The sequence below is a fragment of the Burkholderia mycopellens genome (assembly GCF_964265025.1).
Lineage (GTDB): Bacteria > Pseudomonadota > Gammaproteobacteria > Burkholderiales > Burkholderiaceae > Burkholderia.
On sequence record NZ_OZ183803.1, the window covers coordinates 2,430,407 to 2,446,755 of the forward strand.

The following is a 16,349-nucleotide window of genomic DNA, read 5'->3' on the forward strand; positions in this document are numbered from 1 at the left end:
CGCGCGATTACATCACGAGGCGAGGCCCGCAGTCGAGCGCGTTCGGGCGGCCCGCCGCATGCCGCGGGCACCGTGCGAGCCGGCGCCGGCCCGACGTGCACGACGCCATGAAAAACGGCACGCGGGCCGGCCCGATTGCCCGCCTGCGTGCCGTCGCGGCGCCGCGCTGCCTGCCCGCGCGTTACCGGCGCCGCACGACCATCAGCCGCGGCTCGGTCATGTCCTCGATCGCGTAGCGGATCCCTTCGCGGCCGAGGCCCGAATCCTTCACGCCGCCGTACGGCATGTTGTCGACGCGGAACGACGGCACGTCGTTGATCACGACGCCGCCGACCTCCAGTTCGTCCCACGCACGCTGCGCATGTGCGAGCGAATCGGTAAACACGCCGGCCTGCAGCCCGAAGTCGCTGTCGTTCACGCGCGCGAGTGCATCGTCGAAGCGGTCGAATTTCTCGAGGATCGCGACGGGGCCGAAGGCCTCCTTCCGGTACAGGTCCTGCTCGTGCCCGACGTTTTCGAGCAGCGTCGCCTCGAACATCGCGCCATCGACCTTGCCGCCCGCGACGATCTTCGCGCCCGCCGCGACGGCCGCATCCATCCAGCCCGACAGCCGGCGCGATTCGGATTCGGAGATCATCGGGCCGACGAACGTCGACGGATCCTTCGGATCGCCCATCTTCAGCGAACGGGTCTTCGCGATCAGCTTTTCGCGCAACGCGTCGTACAGGTCGGCATGCACGAGGATCCGCTGCACGCCGATGCAGCTCTGGCCCGACTGGTAGTACGCGCCGAACGCGAGACGCTCGACCACGTAGTCGAGCCGCTCGCGCTGGTCCGCATCGACGATCGCGGCCGCGTTGCCGCCGAGCTCCAGCACGACTTTCTTCTTGCCGGCCTTCTCCTTCAGCGCCCAGCCGACGGCCGGCGAGCCCGTAAACGACAGCAGCTTGAAGCGCTCGTCGGTCGTGAAGAGATCGGCGCCGTCGCGATGCGCGGGCAGCACCGAGAACGCGCCCTTCGGCAAGTCGGTTTCCGCGAGCACCTCGCCGATGATCAGCGCGCCGATCGGCGTGCGGCTCGCCGGCTTCAGCACGAACGGGCAGCCGGCCGCGAGCGCGGGCGCGACCTTGTGCGCGGCGAGGTTCAGCGGGAAGTTGAACGGCGAGATGAACGAGCACGGGCCGACCGGCACGCGCTTCGTGTAGCCCGTATAGCCCTGCGCACGCGCGGAGATCTCGAGGTTGATGATCTCGCCGTCGATGCGCACCGATTCCTCGGACGCCACGCGGAACGTGTCGATCAGCCGCGTGACTTCGCCCTTCGAATCGTTGATCGGCTTGCCGGCCTCGATGCACAGCGCCTCGGCCAGCTCGTCGAAGCGCTCGCGAAAGCGCGCGACGCAATGGTCGAGCACCGCCTGCCGCTTGTAGGCCGGGAGCTCGCGCATCGGCTTCGCGGCGGCGACCGCCGCGCCGATCGCCGCATCGATCGCCTTCGCGTCGGCCAGCGCGACGCGCGTCGCGACCTCGCCGCTGAACTTGTCCGTCACTTCCAGATCGGTGTTCGCGTAGACGGCTTCGTTGGCGAGGTAGTACGGATAGGTTTCCTTCAACATGGAACGACTCCTTCCTGTGAACGGGACATTCAGAGTTGCGCCGACAGGCGCTTGATCTCGCGGTTCAGCACGCGTTCGTTGTCCGAGTAGTCGATCGGCACGTCGATCACGTGCACGCCCGGCGACGAGAAACACTCGCGCAGCAGCGGCTCGAGATCGTCGGCCGATTCGACGCGATGCCCGTGCGCGCCATAGCTTTGTGCATAGGCCACGAAATCGGGGTTCTGCAGCGTCATCGCGAAATCGGGGAAGTTCATGTTCTCCTGCTTCCAGCGGATCATGCCGAACGCGTCGTCGCGCAGGATCATCACGACGAGGTCGAGCTTCAGCCGCACGGCCGTTTCGAGCTCCTGCGAATTCATCATGAAGCCGCCGTCACCGCACACGGCGATCACCTTGCGCTGCGGATGCACGATCTTCGTCGCGATCGCCGACGGTAGCCCCGCGCCCATCGACGCGAGCGCGTTGTCGAGCAGCAGCGAATTCGGCTCGTGCGCGCGCCAGTAACGCGCGAACCAGATCTTGTACATCCCGTTGTCGAGACAGACGATGCCGTCGACCGGCATTGCGTTGTACAGATCGTTGACGATTCGCACCGGGTACATCGGGAAGCGCGCATCGTGCTGGCCCTTCTCCAGATGGGCGTCGAAATGCGCCTTGATCATCGCGAAGCGCTCGAAATCCCAGTGCGGCTGCGGCGCGAGCGCCTCCTTCATCTGCCACACCGCATTCGCGATGTCGCCGACCACCTCGATCTGCGGGAAGTAGACGGGGTCGACCTGCGCACCGAGGAAGTTCACGTGGATCACGGTCTTGTCGTCGGTACGCATGAAGAACGGCGGCTTCTCGATCACGTCGTGGCCGACGTTGATGATGCAGTCTGCATGCTCGATCGCGCGGTGCACGAAATCGCCGTCAGACAGCGTCGCGTTGCCGAGCCACAGCGGATGCGTCTCGTCGATCACGCCCTTGCCCATCTGCGTCGTGAAGAACGGGATGCCTGTCTTGTCGACGAATTCGAGCAGCATCTTGCAGGTGGTCTTGCGGTTGCCGCCCGCGCCGATCATCAGCAGCGGATGGCGCGCGGCCTGGATCGCGTCGACCGCATGCGCGACCGCCTTCTCCTCGGCCACCGGCCGCCGGCTGTAGCTGCGCGGGATCGGCTTGCCGTCGCCCTCCTCGTGCGCGATGTCTTCCGGCAGTTCGAGGTGCGCGGCGCCCGGGCGCTCTTCCTCCGCGCGGCGAAACGCCTCGCGCACGGCCGATGGGATGTTGCCGATCGACACGATCTGCCGCGTGAACTTCGTGAGCGGCTGCATCATGTCGACGACGTCGACGATCTGGAAGTGGCCCTGCTTGCTGGACTTGATCGGCTTCTGCCCGGTGATCATCAGCATCGGCATGCCGCCGAGCTGCGCATACGCGGCGGCCGTCACGAAGTTCGTCGCGCCGGGCCCGAGCGTGGCGATACACACGCCGGTGCGGCCCGTCAGGCGGCCGTAGGTGGCGGCCATGAACCCGGCCGCCTGCTCGTGCCGGGTCAGCACGAGCTTGATCTTCGATCGCCGCAGCGATTCGAGCAGATCGAGGTTTTCCTCGCCGGGAATGCCGAACACGTACTCGACGCCTTCGGCTTCCAGCGCCTTCACGAACAGATCCGATGCTTTCATGGGGGACTCTCGGTTGATGCCGCCTGCCCGGCCTACGGACGCGCGGCGTTCAGAACGCGCGCCGGCCTACGGCACGCGGACGCTTTACCTACTGGACACAAACCACGGCACTTCCCGCCACGCGATGCGCGGCGGCGCCCCCGGATACCGGAGGACAAACGGACCCGCCCATGCGCGGCGAGCGCGCACGGGCGGCAAAGACGTGATTGATTGTAGACGGATTCGGAAAACTTCGACTTCGGCCAAACGGCCATTTGGCGCGCAAACGAAGCGGGCGGCCCTAATGTAGCGGCTGCGGAATAGCCGATACATCTGTGAACCATGGTTGACATGCCACAATCAATGCCCTACAGTGCGCCTACGTTCAGCATCCGGACCACCGACGTCTTCGACGCATGGTTTGCCGGCCTGCCGGATCGCGTCGCGAAGCGCCGCATCCAGGCACGCATCGACCGCCTGTCGATGGGCAATCCGGGCGACTGGAAATCCGTCGGCTCGCCGGTCGTCGAAATGCGTATCGACCACGGCCCCGGCTACCGCGTCTACTACGTCCGGCGCGGAACGATCTGGGTCATCCTGCTCTGCGGCGGCGATAAATCGACGCAACAGGCCGACATCCGCGCCGCGCACGCGATGCTTGCGCATCTCGACATGGAGTAATCGATGGACAAGATCCACACCCGGCCGTGGGATTCGGCCGACCATCTGAAAACCGAAGACGACATGGCCGACTACTTCGAAGCCTGCCTGCAAGAAGCCGGCGACGATCCGGCCTTCATCGCGCACGCGCTCGGCGTGATCGCACGCGCCCGCGGCATGTCGCAGGTCGCGCGCGATGCGGGCCTGTCGCGCGAAGGGCTGTACAAGGCGCTGTCGCACGACGGCAACCCGAGCTTCGGCACGATCCTGAAGGTCATCAAGGCGCTCGGCCTGCAACTGCACGGCTCGAAAGCGCACGCGTGACGCGTGGGTGCGCGCCATCGCGCCGTCTGCGCGATGGCCGCGGCTGCATCAATTCAGCCAACCGGCCGCCCAGCGCGGCACCAGCGACACCAGATACAACCCGAGCCCGATCAGTCCGCCGACCAGCGTGCCGTTGATGCGGATGTACTGCAAATCCTTGCCGATGTTCAGCTCGATCTGCCGCGACATCTCGCGCGCATCCCAGTTGCGCACCGTGTCGCGGATGTGACGCATCAGGAAATCCGCGAAATCCGGCGCCATCTCGTGCACGGCCTTCTCGACGTGCTCGTTCAGCGACGCGCGCAATGCCGGGCTTTCCGCCAGCCGCGCACCGAGCCAACCGCCGAGCATCGCGGCCTGCCGGTGCAGCGCCGAATCGGGGCGCGCGAGATCGGCTTTCAGCCATGCGCGCAACTGGTCCCACAAATCGCGCGCATATTCGTTGAACGCGGCACCGTCGCGGATATAGCGCTTGATCTCCTCGCCCTTCTCGATGAACGCGGGATCGTGCTTCAACCGCTCGGTCAAGCGCACGACCGTCCGGTCGAAGCGCTGCCGCAGCTCGTGCTCGGGATCCGCCGCCACGCCTTCCAGCACGCGGCTCACCGCGCTCGCGAGCATCCGCGCGCCGTTCTCGCCGAACCACTGCGTCGGCATGATCTTCTCGACCTTCGGGTACTGCGTCTTCAGCCATTCGACGATGAAGCCCGCGATCACCTCGCGGTTCTCCTCCTTGTCGAGCACGTCGACCACCTGTTCGATCGCATCGTCGAGCAGCGCCTGGTGGCGGCCGTCCTTCGTCAGCGTGTCGAGGATCGCGCCGGCCGATTGCGACAGGTCGACCCGGTCGAGCACCGCGCGAAACGCGTCATGGACGAACGACTGGATCCGTGCGTCGTCGGTCATGTCGAGCGCGAAACTCATCAGCTTCGTCACATAGCCGCCGAGCGCGTCGGTGTTCGCCGGCTCGCCGAGCCACGCGCCGAGTTTCTGCGCGGGGTCGTGCTGGCGAATCTGCGCGGCGAGCGCATCGGGGCCGAGGAACTTCTCGCGCACGAACACCGCGAGGTTGTCGGCGATCTTGTCCTTGTTCTTCGGAATGATCTCGGTATGGCGCGACACGAACGGGATCGGCACGCGGCGGAACAGCGCGACGACCGCGAACCAGTCGGCCAGCGCGCCCACCATCGCGGCTTCGGCCACGGCCTTGAAGCCGTCGACCCACGGGCCGCGCGGCAGCAGGATCGTCGCGACGAACACCGCGACCGCGGCCAGCAGCAGCCACAGTGCGCGGCGCTTGCTGTGTTTCAGTTCGAGGGCTTTGTCTGGCGTCATGGGCAACCGGTCGGGCGAACGATGCCGCTAATATGCACCGGTTGCGGTGCTGCCGACAAACATTGCGACGCCCATCGGGCGGGCGGCACTCCGCCGGATCGGACCGGCGGATCGCGCCCGGGGCCGGCCGGCATCGTCACCGCATGCCGGGCCGGACGACCGTGCGGCTGCTACAGGAACGTCTTCAGGTTCACCGCCGGATCGGCGAGCTTCACCGGGTCCGGCACCGCCCCCGCCGCGATCAGCCGGCGCGACGCGCCGATGTCGCGCCCCAGGTTCGCCGCCGCCACCGCGACGATCTTGCCATCGTCGCCCAGCCCGAACACCGTGAACGGCCCGCTCGCCGGATCACCGCGCACGACGGTCGTACATTCGCTGCCGAACAGCCCGAGCATCTGCAGGTTGCAGTCGTACTGATCGGACCATAACCACGGCAGCTCGGCATAGCTTTCGTCGGCCCCGAGCAGGTTCGCGGCCGCGACGGCCGGCTGGTTCTCGGCGACCTGCCACGATTCGATCCGCACGTGACGCCCGAGCAGCGGATTGAAGTGCATCGTCACCTCGCCCGCCGCGAAGATCGCGGGATCGGTCGTCCGACAGCCCGCGTCGACGCGTATCCCGTTGTCGACGTCGAGCCCGGCCGCCTGCGCAAGTTCGACGTTGGGCACGACACCGATGCCGACCACGACGATATCGGCCTGCACGTCGCCGCGATCGGTCTCGACGATCGCACCGCCGGCCGGTGCACGACGAATCGCACGCGGCAGCGTCGCCATCTGAAACACCACGCCGCGCGCGTCGTGCAACTGATGCGCATACGCACCGACGACTTCCGGCAACGCACGCTGCAGCAACCGGGGCGCCGGATCGATCACCGTTACGTCGCAGCCGAGCTGGCGCGCCGCGGCCGCGACCTCGAGGCCGATGAAACCGCCGCCGAGCACCGCGACATGGCGGCCCGGCGCGAGTTGTGCGCGCAACGCACGCGCATCGTCGACCGTGCGAACGTAATGCGGCTCGACGCCTTCGTCGATCGCACCGCCGAACCTGCGCACCCGCGAACCCGTCGCGAGCACGAGCCGCGCGTACGGCAGCGTCGCGCCGTCGTCGAGCCGCACGCGCCGCGCGTCACGCTCGATCGCATCGACGCGCGTGCCGAGCCGCAGCTCGACGCGCTGCGCGTCGTACCACGCCGCGTCGCGCACGAACGCGCGCTGCTCGCCGCCGTCGCTCATCAGCGCATCCTTCGACAACGCGGGCCGGTCGTACGGCAGCTCACGCTCCGCGCCGATCATCACGATGCGCGCGGCGGCGTCGCGCTCGCGCAGCGCTTCGGCCGTGCGCCGGGCCGCGTGGCCCGCGCCGACGATCACGAACGGATCAGCCGACATTGACTTCCACCTGCCCGTCGACGATCCGGATCGGATAGGTCTTCACCGGCTCCGTGATCGGCGCGCATTTCGGCGCACCGGTGCGGATGTCGATCAACCCCTGGTGCAGCGGGCATTCGACGCAACCGTCCTCCACATACCCTTCGGACAGCCGTGCATGGCCGTGCGTGCAGAGGTCGTGCATCGCGAACAGCTCGTCGCCGATCCGGAACACGGCGATCGGCTTCTGGCCGGCGACACGCGCCGCCGGTTCGTCTTCGGTGAATTCGTCGTAAGCGCCAAGCGGGTGCCACTCGGCGAGCGTTGCTTCGGTCATGTCGGTTCCTTGCTTCGTCAGATCGGGGTGGCGAGCAGCGTCTGCACGCGCGACGTGTCGTAGATCACGCGCTTGGTCTTGTAGCGCAGACCGTCCGGCGTGCGCACGACCGTGTCGTAGTACTTGCCGGCCTGGTACACGTTCGACTCGCCGTTGCTGCGCGTCTGCACGACCACGTAGTTGCTCTCGGTGTCGATCTCGCCGTCGCGTTCGGCGACGATCGTCAGGCCCGACGTCATGTGCCGGTACGTATGCTCTTCGTAGATGTTCGCGTGCCGCAGCGACACCACGCGGTCGCGCAGCATCCGCTGGTTCGTGCAGTGGACGATCCCGACCGGCAGCCCGAGATCCGCGTTCTCCTTCGGCACGATTTCGTACGTGCAGTCCTCGGTAAACATCGTCGGCCATGCTTCGAGCCGATCGTTGTCGAGGTGCCCGATATAGCGGTTCTGGAGCATGTAAATCTCGAACCACGTCTTCATGTCTTCCGTCATTTCTCGCTCCCGCTTCAATAGCCCATCAGCTTCTGGTAGCCGACCCAGAACTTGCGGATCAGGCTTTCGGTGATCACCGTGTCCTGCTGGTCCGGATTGCCGCGCGACATCTCGATCACCGACGTCGCATCGGCGTCGCGCACCGTGCCGCGCTGCACGAGCTCGGTCGCCTCCGTGTCTTCCATCGAGATATAGCCGGCCGGCCCGACGAGGTTCGCCTGCTTGATGCGCAGCGCGCGCAGCTCGGGCGTGTCGTCCGCATAGCCGAAGAAGTGAAAGATCAGCTCGAAGTTGTCGGGGCCCTTCGGCAGGATCTGTCGTGCAACCAGCGTGTTGTGGATCTGCTGGATCACGAGCTGCGGGAAGATCGGCTGGATATGGTTCGTGCAGTCCTCGTCGTATTCCGACACGAGATCCAGGATCGATTCGTCTTCGAGGTGAAAGCCCTCGTCGAACGAACGGATGTTCTGCTGCTTGTACGCGGCCGACGTGTCGTCGTTCGTCTTCGTCACCGTGATGATGCTGTGCAGCCCGTGGTTCGCGTCCGGAATCGAACGCGCCTTCATCCCGACGCGGAAGATGTTGAAGGTCGTATGGAACAGGTGCAGCATGCTCGCGTGATACGGGTCCTTCACGTTCTCCATATACAGCTTCCAGTTCGACTTCGAATACTGGCGCGTGCAGCCGAGATACTCGATCGGCTTGTGGAAGATCCGGTCGATCCACGGGCGCATCTGCTCGCCGAGGTAGTCGGGCAGCGGCATCACATCGTCGCTGAAGGTGGCGAACACCAGCCCGCGATAGCTGTCGACGCGCAGCTTGCGCAGCCCGTGCTGCTTCGGATCGAAATCCGCCGGCATCCCGGTCATCCCCTTCTGGCCGCGCCGGAACGGCACGCCGAGCAGGTTGCCCGTGTTGTCGAAGCTCCACTGGTGATACACGCACGTGTGCGAGCTCGCGTTGCCGCGCGACTTGCGGCACACCTGCGCGCCGCGGTGTGCGCAACGGTTCACCCACGCGGCGAGCGTGCCGTCCTCGGCGCGCGTGACGACCACCGGCGTGTCGCCGACGAACGTGCTCTTGAAATCGCCGGCGTTCGGGATTTCCGCTTCCAGCGCGACGAAGTTCCACGTCGGCCCGCGGAAGATGCGTTCCTGCTCGCGTTCGTAGACGGCCTGCGAGCTGAACACCTTGTACGGCACGCGCGAGCCGTCGTCGTGCGGAAAGCTCACGTCGGACGCGTCGCCGCGCGCGGCGAACACGACGGGCGATTCTGTCTGCTCCATGTCGGACTCCTTGTTGATCCGTTGCATTAATAAGATGGGGTCCATTTTTGAAAGGCTAATATTCGCCGTCTATCCGGAAAGTGCGATTGCGGCGGTGCAATATCCACTTTCGGCGGATTTCTGAGCTAGCATGGCGGCACGCACGATGCGGCATTTGATCGAGACCCATTCGTCGGATCGAAGCGCGCCGTCCACAATCAGGCTGATGCCCATGTCCCCAACGTCGTTCGAGCCGCTCGCGCTGCGCGCGCACCGGCTGTTCGAATCCCGCGATCTCGACGAGACGCGCGAGCGGATCTCGCGCGTGATGCAGCCGCACGCGCTGCTGCCGAACGGCCGCGTGCACGGGGCGTCGCACATGGATTTCGTCAAGCTCGGCGGGCTCGGGATCGGCACGATCGCGTTCGGCGACGCGATGCGCGTGCAGGTCGACGCGGTCGACGGCTATTACCTGCTGATGTTCTGCCTGTCCGGCCAGGCCGAGGTGCGCGCGATGGGGCGGCAGCTCGGCGTCGACGGCCAGACCGGCGTGCTGTGCGCGCCCGGCGAGCGCTTCGACGCGGTGCTGTCCGCCGATTGCGAGCAATTCGTGCTGCGCATCGATGCGGCGACCGTCGGGTCGCTGACCGGCGACCCGCGCGCGACGCTCGACCCCGTGCTGCATATCAGCGACGCCGCGCTCGCCGCATGGCGCCAGCAACTGATGCTCGTCGCGCGTTCGCCCGAACTGCTCGAACGCGCGAGCGCGAACCCGCGCGTCGCGTCGCAGCTCGAGCACCTGCTGATCGACCTGCTGATCGAAGGCCACCCGCCGTCCGTGCTGCACGCGTCGCATCGCGACCCGGCGCCCGGCTTCGTGCGGCGCGCGCAGGAGTTCGTGAACGCGCATTACGCGCAGCCGCTGCAGCTCGCCGATATCGTCCGCGCCGCCAACGTGCCGGAGCGCACGCTGCGCGACGCGTTCCTGCAGTTCCGCGGGACGAGCCCGATGCAATACCTGCGCGCGACGCGGCTCGACCATGCGCGCGAGCTGTTACGCGGCGCGGCGTCAGACCGGCGCATTGCCGATATCGCGCTCGATTGCGGGTTTACGCACCTCGGGCGGTTCGCGATCGCTTATCGGGAGAAATTCGGGGAATCGCCGTCGGAGACGCTCGGCGGGAAGCAGTAGGCGGGCGCTGGCCCGACTCGGTGAACCACAGGCCAGCTGGATCAAGGGCCGGGGGCACGACCGACTGTTTGCCGGCTTCCGGCTTGCAGCCCTGCCCGGCCGACACCAGAGGGCGCGCCGTTCCGCCCGTGCCAGACAACATCGCCTCATGCCGCCCTTTTGTGCATTTGACCGGAACCCCCTAACGCGACCGTTAGTTGCAGCAATGCCCAATCGGCGTGCCCTTACGCGGCCGGCGCGAACATCTCCCGCGCAATCGCGCAGAACGCCGCCGTCGCGGCGCTTTCGCCGTGCAGCCGGCGGCTCATGATGATCGGCGACGTCGCGGCCGGCTCCGGCAGGCGCCGGTAGACGACGCCCCTCACGCGCACGCCCTCCACGCTCTCCGGCACCAGCGACACGCCGACTTTCGCGGCGACGAGCCCGAGCGCCGTCTGCAATTCGCGCACCTCATGGACGGCCGCCGGCACCAGCCCGCCATCGCGCAATGCGGATAGCTGCTGGTCCGCGAAGCTCGGCCGCGGCGTGCTCGGATAGACGATCAGCGTCTCGTTCGCGATATCCGCGAGCGCGAGCGGCCGGGCCGGATCGGCAAGCGGATGCCCGACCGGCAGCGCCGCGATCAGCTTTTCCTCGATCAACGCCTCGCGCACCAGTTGGTCGTCGTCGAACCGCAGCCGGCCGAAGCCCACGTCGATCCGCCCGCCCTTCAGCGCGCCGAGCTGCTCCAGCGTGAACATTTCGATCAGCGACAGTTCGACGTCCGGCTGCGCCTCGCGAAATGCACGGATCACGTCCGGCAGCGCGCCGTACAACGTCGACGGCACGAAGCCGATCACGATCCGCTCCGACAATTGCGCGAGCCGCCGCGTCAGCGGGCCGAGCTCGTCGGCCTGGTCGACGAGGCGCTTCGCCTGCGCATAGAACACGCGCCCCGCATCCGTCAGTTTCAGCGGCCGTGCGCCGCGCTCGAACAGCGGCAATCCGATCTCGTCCTCGATCGCCTGGAGCTGGCGGCTAAGCGGCGGCTGCGTCATGTGCAGCCGCTCGGCCGCCCGCGTGATGTTCATTTCCTCGGCGACGGCGATGAAGTAGCGGAGCTGACGCAATTCCATTTCATGCCTCAAAGGTATGGAAGTAGTCGGAAAGAGTGTTGGACGACGCCGGGTGGGAATTCCTACCATGTGCACCAACAGGAGGAATCGCATGATAGCAACTGCCGCCACCATCGAACGCATCGAGACGCTGCTCGTCGACGTGCCGACGATCAGGCCCCACAAATTGTCGGTCGCCACGATGAATTGCCAGACCCTCGTGCTGGTGCGTGTTCGATGCACGGACGGTATCGAAGGCGTCGGCGAGGCGACGACCATCGGCGGCCTCGCGTACGGCGAGGAGAGCCCCGAAAGCATCAAGGTCAACATCGACACCTACTTCGCGCCGCTGCTGCAGGGCCTGGACGCGACCCGCCCGGGCGCTGCGCTGGCGCGCGCCCGCAAGCTGTTCCAGGGCAACCGCTTCGCGAAGTGCGCGATCGAGACCGCGTTGTTCGACGCGCAGGCGCGCCGCCTCGGCGTGCCGCTGTCCGAGCTGTTCGGCGGCCGCCGGACCGATGCGGTCGATGTCGCATGGACGCTCGCGAGCGGCGACACGCAGCGCGACATCGCGGAAGCCGAAGCGATGCTCGACGCGCGTCGCCACCGTGCGTTCAAGCTGAAGATCGGCTCGAACGCGGTGGCCGACGACGTCGCGCACGTGATCGCGATCAAGCGCGCGCTCGGCGCGCGCGGCGACGTGCGCGTCGACGTGAACCAGGCATGGAGCGAAACCGACGCGATCTGGGCCGGCGCACGGCTTGCGGAAGCCGGCGTGAGCCTCGTCGAGCAGCCGATCGCCGCGACCAACCGCGCGGGGCTGAAACGCCTCACGCAACTGGCGCAAGTGCCGATCATGGCCGACGAGGCGCTGCACGGCCCCGTCGATGCATTCGCGCTCGCGCAGGATCGCGCGGCCGACGTGTTCGCGGTGAAGATCGCGCAATCGGGCGGCCTGCAGGGTGCGGCGAGCGTCGCGTCGATCGCGGCGGCGGCCGGCATCGAACTGTACGGCGGCACGATGCTCGAGGGCGCGGCCGGCACGATGGCGTCCGCGCAACTGTTCAGCACGTTCGACTCGCTGAAATGGGGCACCGAGCTGTTCGGCCCGTTGCTGCTCACCGAGGAAATCCTCGTCGAGCCGCTGCGCTACGAGGATTTCAAGCTGCACCTGCCGGCGACGCCCGGCCTCGGCATCACCTTCGACTGGGCCCGCATCGAGCGGATGCGACGCGACGCCCGCTGACCCCACACGACAACCGAAACCGGAGACACACATGGACAAGCAAGCCATCGATGCACTGCTGAAGACCTTCGACGACGCCGCCGAAAAGCCGGGCAACCCGCGCGTGCGCGCGATCGTCAACCGGATCGTGAAGGACATCTGCTACACGATCGAGGACTTCGACGTGCAGCCGAACGAATTCTGGACGGCGCTGAACTATCTGAACGAAGCCGGCCGTGAATTCGGGCTGATCGCCGCGGGCCTCGGCCTCGAGCGCTTCCTCGACGTGCGCATGGACGAAGCCGAGGAAAAGGCCGGCATCCAGGGCGGCACGCCGCGCACGATCGAAGGGCCGCTGTATGTCGCCGGTGCGCCGGAATCGGTCGGCCATGCGCGTCTCGACGACGGCACCGATCCGGGCCAGACGCTGATCATGCGCGGCCAGGTGCTCGGTCAGGATGGCGCGCCGATCGCGAACGCACTGGTCGAGGTGTGGCACGCGAACCATCTCGGCAACTACTCGTACTTCGATCAATCGCAGCCCGCGTTCAACCTGCGCCGCTCGATCCGCACCGATGCCGAAGGCCGCTACAGCTTCCGCAGCGTGCTGCCGGTCGGCTACAGCGTGCCGCCGGGCAGCAAGACCGAGCAACTGCTCGACCAGCTCGGCCGCCACGGCCATCGTCCGGCGCACATTCACTTCTTCGTTTCGGCGGACGGTTATCGTAAGCTGACGACGCAGATCAACATCGATGGCGATCCGCATCTGTGGGACGACTTCGCCTTCGCGACGCGCGACGGGTTGATCCCGCCGGTGAAGCAGGCCGAAGGCGCGGAAGGCAAGCCGTATGGCGTCGACGGGCCGTTCGCGCTAATCGACTTCGATTTCTCGCTGCTCAAGGAAAAGCAGGACGTGCCGGCGAGCGAAGTCGAGCGGGCCCGCGCGCAGGCCTGAGCGGCCTTCCCGTTCGACGAATCGACAACACAAGGAGTGCAGCATGCTGTTTCATGTGGAAATGACCGTTCGTCTGCCGACGGACATGGATCCGGTCAAGGCGGCCACGCTGAAGGCGGAAGAAAAGGCGATGTGCCAGCGGCTGATGAACGAAGGGACCTGGCGGCATCTGTGGCGGATCGCCGGACAGTATGCAAATGTCAGCATCTTCGACGTCGAAAGTGTGCAGCAGCTGCATGACGTGCTCAGCCAGTTGCCGCTGTTTCCGTATATGGAGATGGAAGTGCGGGCGCTGTGCCGGCATCCGTCTTCGGTGCGGGAAGACGATCGGTAATTCCGGCAGCGGCCCATGCCGCCGGGTATCCGGCGGCATGAGTCGCGAGACATGGCGTCGCGGTGACGCTACGCAAACCTGCATGAACGATTATTCGACTGTCGGCAACGACTGGGCTAATTCGAACCCATCGCCGACTTGATCGAGCGTCCAGCGACGCGGCGCGTGCAGCTTTACCCATCGAGTGCGTTCACGGTCGTCGGATACACGCCCGATCGACATTTTGGCCTTGCCCGTCGAGTAGTTCACACTGAGCGTACGCACGGCGCCCGTATTACGCATCACCGAGAAGTTGTCATAGCCGATCAGCATGAAATTCCGATCCTGCCACCGAAACGTATAGGTGGTCGATCCCATTTCCCAACTCCCAGCGCTGGCAAAGCGACCCAGCCTGACCTGCAACGTACCTCGGTCGATGCTCACGTTCCCCTCTTCCAGGGCATCCGCCAGACACGGTGATTCCCGGGTCGGTATCAGCGTTTCGTTTCGCAGCGCGAGAGCGTACTGCCCATCTGGCTGTGCAAAGGCGACGACAAGGATGCGCGGATTCGCGTCGAACGGGCTCTCGCACATGCCGCCATCAGATATCACGTTCGCGGGATCATTGTCACGCAGAACCAGCACAAGATCGTCGCGGCCATCGCCGTTCAGATCGCCCTTCGTCTGAAATTCGAGCTTCCAGCCCTTTGGAACAAAGTCTTCGGGCTTTCCAGCGAGCGGCACGATGAGTGGGGACGGTACATCTTGAGCCGCCACGCGAACGGACACGATGGCACCAAGCCAAATTGCCAGTCCTAGCTGTTTAGAGAACCCGAAGGGCTTGCTCCCACTCGGAATAGATTGCGCGACTTTCACTTAGGCATGTCCTCCGTCATCTGTAATCTGCTCGACGTCAGATCGAGGCGTAAAGGCTTATCCGGATCAAGCTTCTTTTTCTCGATAACTCGTCTCCAGTCTCCGGCGGCTCCGGGGACGCGATACAACGCAACGACCGCCACATACGCCGTCTCGCGTTGCATCGGTTGAGACAAGCTCGACGAAGCGCCGGGGTTTACAACAGCCGACATATCCGCCTGCAAATCCTGGGCAAGCACCGTCCGGTCATTCTTCAACAAATCCTCGTATGACGCCCCGTCGAACAGCTTGCGGTCCTTCAACTGATAGACGCGAACGGCCACCGATGTCGGCCGCCCTGCGTCGTCCGGGTTCAGTGCGGCGCGCGCGGAAAGATCCACGTCGAGCACCTTCACCTGCTTGAAAAATACGGCGCGATACGCATTCGACGACGCGTCCGACACGGACTGCCAGGCACCGCAACCTGACAGCAACAATACGGCGGCAGCGGCGGCCGCACTCATTCGATGGAACATGGAACCTCCTGGATCAGATCGTGTGCGGCACGAGATGCGGGTTGGGTTGTGGTAACGGAAACGCGTCGTACACGCCGAGCGCAATGTCGATCACGCGTTCATCGACCGACGGCAGCACCGTCGTCCAGCCCAGACGCGGCGCCGGGCCCGAGCGTTCGACGCCGACGGTCGGGTACGGAACGAACCGTGACGACACTTCCATCCGCAAATGCACATCGGCCTTGACGCCGACATACAGCTGGATGAATGCCATCACCTCCCGATGCAGCCTCGCACCGGGCAACAGGTCCTGCGCCTGTCGCTCGTCGACCGGCCGCAATGTCATGCGCACCGCCCGGCTGCGATACGTGAGGCGCTTGCCGAGCACGTAACCACGGCCGAGCCCGCTGCGCTTCCCGTCCGGCAGCACTGCCGCATCCGGCTTCGCCGACGTCAACGGCGTCGGTCGCCCGGTACTCGTCGTCACCGCCCAGAACTCGTCGACACGGACATCGACCCCGGGCGCCGCGAGCGCCACCACCCCGGCCAGCCCTTCCGACGTACGCGTGCGCTGGGTCAGCAAGCCCAGCAACCCAAGCATCCGCGAATTCGGCAAGCCCGCCCGCAACGGCTTGTCGCCCCATCCAAATCCCGCCAGACACAGCAGGCTCTGCGAATAATCGTCGACACCGCCGGCCCGAAAACGCTCCGGATAGCGATACTTCTTCCATGCGCGATACAGCAGTGTCGCCGCGCGATGATTGAACGGATCGAGAAATGCCTCGACCGCCTCGTGCCCTTCCTCCCGCAGCACGATCTCGTCGATCATGTGCGACGGCATGGCCGCATCGACGCCGTAAAGCCCCATGAATGTCGTGCGTACGGTCGGCGGCGCATCGGGGTGCGCGTCGTCGAATTCGACAGCGGCCACCTCGCCCGCCGGAAACCCCAACCGCGGACGCGGCCGGAATCGCACCGGCTCATGTTCCGGCGTGTCGCGCGTACCGAATCCGGGACGTTCGGGCGCACATGCCTCCAGCAGACGACAGAACTGCATGAATGTCATCTGCTGCGCCCGCTGGAACAGCGCCCCGGTCAACACCGGCGGCCCCTTCGATGCGGCGGCTTCGGCCGCCATCCGATTGCTCGAA

General features: G+C 65.9%; 18 protein-coding genes. 6 read left to right on the forward strand and 12 right to left on the reverse strand.

Annotation, left to right across the window (positions count from 1 at the left end):
• Window positions 1-181 precede the first annotated feature (181 nt).
• Window positions 182-1,615 (reverse strand): aldehyde dehydrogenase family protein, encoded by a 1,434-nt coding sequence (locus ACPTTC_RS29110; protein WP_423394945.1) that lies wholly within the window; start codon window positions 1,613-1,615, stop codon window positions 182-184.
• 29 nt (window positions 1,616-1,644) lie between these two features.
• Window positions 1,645-3,285: an acetolactate synthase large subunit gene (locus ACPTTC_RS29115; RefSeq protein ID WP_423394946.1), complete on the reverse strand. Its 1,641-nt coding sequence runs from the start codon at window positions 3,283-3,285 to the stop codon at window positions 1,645-1,647.
• 342 nt (window positions 3,286-3,627) lie between these two features.
• Between ACPTTC_RS29115 and ACPTTC_RS29120 the strand changes: the two genes are divergently transcribed.
• Window positions 3,628-3,945, forward strand: coding sequence for a type II toxin-antitoxin system RelE/ParE family toxin (locus ACPTTC_RS29120; RefSeq protein WP_413226999.1), 318 nt, complete (start codon window positions 3,628-3,630; stop codon window positions 3,943-3,945).
• Between the two features lie 3 nt (window positions 3,946-3,948).
• Window positions 3,949-4,248: an addiction module antidote protein gene (locus tag ACPTTC_RS29125; protein WP_175965862.1), complete on the forward strand. Its 300-nt coding sequence runs from the start codon at window positions 3,949-3,951 to the stop codon at window positions 4,246-4,248.
• Window positions 4,249-4,296: 48 nt separating this feature from the next.
• Here ACPTTC_RS29125 and ACPTTC_RS29130 read toward each other — a convergent pair whose 3' ends face one another.
• From ACPTTC_RS29130 to ACPTTC_RS29155, 6 genes are all read right to left on the reverse strand, one after another.
• On the reverse strand, window positions 4,297-5,583 hold the full coding sequence (locus ACPTTC_RS29130) for a DUF445 domain-containing protein (RefSeq protein WP_423394947.1): 1,287 nt from the start codon (window positions 5,581-5,583) through the stop codon (window positions 4,297-4,299).
• Window positions 5,584-5,753: 170 nt separating this feature from the next.
• Window positions 5,754-6,974, reverse strand: a complete 1,221-nt coding sequence (gene andAa, locus ACPTTC_RS29135; protein ID WP_423394948.1) for an anthranilate 1,2-dioxygenase system ferredoxin--NAD(+) reductase — start codon at window positions 6,972-6,974, stop codon at window positions 5,754-5,756.
• The gene (andAb, locus tag ACPTTC_RS29140; protein ID WP_175965859.1) at window positions 6,964-7,290 is read right to left on the reverse strand and encodes an anthranilate 1,2-dioxygenase ferredoxin subunit AndAb; all 327 of its coding nucleotides are present in this window, start codon (window positions 7,288-7,290) and stop codon (window positions 6,964-6,966) included. Before andAb ends, andAa begins: the two co-directional genes overlap by 11 nt.
• 17 nt (window positions 7,291-7,307) lie before the next feature.
• Window positions 7,308-7,784 (reverse strand): anthranilate 1,2-dioxygenase small subunit AndAd, encoded by a 477-nt coding sequence (gene andAd / locus ACPTTC_RS29145; protein ID WP_175957583.1) that lies wholly within the window; start codon window positions 7,782-7,784, stop codon window positions 7,308-7,310.
• Window positions 7,785-7,798: 14 nt separating this feature from the next.
• Window positions 7,799-9,070 carry an anthranilate 1,2-dioxygenase large subunit AndAc gene (andAc, locus tag ACPTTC_RS29150; RefSeq protein WP_175965858.1) on the reverse strand — a complete coding sequence of 424 codons (1,272 nt, stop codon included), beginning with the start codon at window positions 9,068-9,070 and terminating at the stop codon, window positions 7,799-7,801.
• A 69-nt stretch (window positions 9,071-9,139) separates the two neighbouring features.
• Complete coding sequence (locus ACPTTC_RS29155) at window positions 9,140-9,283, reverse strand: hypothetical protein (protein WP_175957586.1); 144 nt, start codon at window positions 9,281-9,283, stop codon at window positions 9,140-9,142.
• On the opposite strand from ACPTTC_RS29155, the gene andR reads away from it, so the two are divergent.
• Entirely contained in the window at window positions 9,282-10,241 is a 960-nt protein-coding gene (andR, locus tag ACPTTC_RS29160; RefSeq protein ID WP_423394949.1) for an anthranilate 1,2-dioxygenase regulatory protein AndR, read from the forward strand. The two genes, ACPTTC_RS29155 and andR, sit on opposite strands and share 2 nt — an antisense overlap.
• Window positions 10,242-10,465: 224 nt before the next feature.
• On the opposite strand, the gene ACPTTC_RS29165 is transcribed toward andR, so the two are convergent.
• Complete coding sequence (locus tag ACPTTC_RS29165; protein WP_175957588.1) at window positions 10,466-11,356, reverse strand: LysR family transcriptional regulator; 891 nt, start codon at window positions 11,354-11,356, stop codon at window positions 10,466-10,468.
• Window positions 11,357-11,447: 91 nt separating this feature from the next.
• Here ACPTTC_RS29165 and ACPTTC_RS29170 point away from each other — a divergent pair, with 91 nt between their 5' ends.
• Genes ACPTTC_RS29170 through catC form a run of 3 tightly spaced genes read left to right on the forward strand, consistent with a single transcriptional unit; the run spans window position 11,448 to window position 13,849 of the window.
• Window positions 11,448-12,581, forward strand: a complete 1,134-nt coding sequence (locus ACPTTC_RS29170; RefSeq protein ID WP_423394950.1) for a muconate/chloromuconate family cycloisomerase — start codon at window positions 11,448-11,450, stop codon at window positions 12,579-12,581.
• Between the two features lie 31 nt (window positions 12,582-12,612).
• Complete coding sequence (gene catA / locus ACPTTC_RS29175) at window positions 12,613-13,515, forward strand: catechol 1,2-dioxygenase (RefSeq protein WP_423394951.1); 903 nt, start codon at window positions 12,613-12,615, stop codon at window positions 13,513-13,515.
• A gap of 43 nt (window positions 13,516-13,558) precedes the next feature.
• The gene (gene catC, locus ACPTTC_RS29180) at window positions 13,559-13,849 is read left to right on the forward strand and encodes a muconolactone Delta-isomerase (RefSeq protein WP_105830058.1); all 291 of its coding nucleotides are present in this window, start codon (window positions 13,559-13,561) and stop codon (window positions 13,847-13,849) included.
• Between the two features lie 90 nt (window positions 13,850-13,939).
• Here the strand turns inward: catC and ACPTTC_RS29185 are convergent, their stop codons facing one another.
• The 3 genes from ACPTTC_RS29185 to tssG are packed head-to-tail and all read right to left on the reverse strand — an operon-like array spanning window position 13,940 to window position 16,336.
• Entirely contained in the window at window positions 13,940-14,704 is a 765-nt protein-coding gene (locus ACPTTC_RS29185) for a hypothetical protein (RefSeq protein ID WP_423394952.1), read from the reverse strand.
• Window positions 14,701-15,219 (reverse strand): type VI secretion system lipoprotein TssJ, encoded by a 519-nt coding sequence (gene tssJ, locus ACPTTC_RS29190; RefSeq protein ID WP_423394953.1) that lies wholly within the window; start codon window positions 15,217-15,219, stop codon window positions 14,701-14,703. The genes ACPTTC_RS29185 and tssJ overlap by 4 nt, the downstream gene beginning before the upstream one ends.
• 13 nt (window positions 15,220-15,232) lie before the next feature.
• On the reverse strand, window positions 15,233-16,336 hold the full coding sequence (tssG, locus tag ACPTTC_RS29195; RefSeq protein ID WP_423394954.1) for a type VI secretion system baseplate subunit TssG: 1,104 nt from the start codon (window positions 16,334-16,336) through the stop codon (window positions 15,233-15,235).
• Between the last annotated feature and the right edge of the window lie 13 nt (window positions 16,337-16,349).

Coding starts and splice junctions, on each gene's coding strand:
- ACPTTC_RS29110 (WP_423394945.1), bottom strand. CDS start 1,615: ATGTTGAAGGAAACCTATCCGTACTACCTCGCCAACGAAGCCGTCTAC.
- andAd (WP_175957583.1), bottom strand. CDS start 7,784: ATGACGGAAGACATGAAGACGTGGTTCGAGATTTACATGCTCCAGAAC.
- tssG (WP_423394954.1), bottom strand. CDS start 16,336: ATGGCGGCCGAAGCCGCCGCATCGAAGGGGCCGCCGGTGTTGACCGGG.
- ACPTTC_RS29170 (WP_423394950.1), top strand. CDS start 11,448: ATGATAGCAACTGCCGCCACCATCGAACGCATCGAGACGCTGCTCGTC.
- catC (WP_105830058.1), top strand. CDS start 13,559: ATGCTGTTTCATGTGGAAATGACCGTTCGTCTGCCGACGGACATGGAT.
- andAc (WP_175965858.1), bottom strand. CDS start 9,070: ATGGAGCAGACAGAATCGCCCGTCGTGTTCGCCGCGCGCGGCGACGCG.
- ACPTTC_RS29125 (WP_175965862.1), top strand. CDS start 3,949: ATGGACAAGATCCACACCCGGCCGTGGGATTCGGCCGACCATCTGAAA.
- ACPTTC_RS29115 (WP_423394946.1), bottom strand. CDS start 3,285: ATGAAAGCATCGGATCTGTTCGTGAAGGCGCTGGAAGCCGAAGGCGTC.
- catA (WP_423394951.1), top strand. CDS start 12,613: ATGGACAAGCAAGCCATCGATGCACTGCTGAAGACCTTCGACGACGCC.
- ACPTTC_RS29130 (WP_423394947.1), bottom strand. CDS start 5,583: ATGACGCCAGACAAAGCCCTCGAACTGAAACACAGCAAGCGCCGCGCA.
- andAa (WP_423394948.1), bottom strand. CDS start 6,974: ATGTCGGCTGATCCGTTCGTGATCGTCGGCGCGGGCCACGCGGCCCGG.
- tssJ (WP_423394953.1), bottom strand. CDS start 15,219: ATGTTCCATCGAATGAGTGCGGCCGCCGCTGCCGCCGTATTGTTGCTG.
- ACPTTC_RS29120 (WP_413226999.1), top strand. CDS start 3,628: ATGCCCTACAGTGCGCCTACGTTCAGCATCCGGACCACCGACGTCTTC.
- andAb (WP_175965859.1), bottom strand. CDS start 7,290: ATGACCGAAGCAACGCTCGCCGAGTGGCACCCGCTTGGCGCTTACGAC.
- andR (WP_423394949.1), top strand. CDS start 9,282: ATGTCCCCAACGTCGTTCGAGCCGCTCGCGCTGCGCGCGCACCGGCTG.
- ACPTTC_RS29165 (WP_175957588.1), bottom strand. CDS start 11,356: ATGGAATTGCGTCAGCTCCGCTACTTCATCGCCGTCGCCGAGGAAATG.
- ACPTTC_RS29155 (WP_175957586.1), bottom strand. CDS start 9,283: ATGGGCATCAGCCTGATTGTGGACGGCGCGCTTCGATCCGACGAATGG.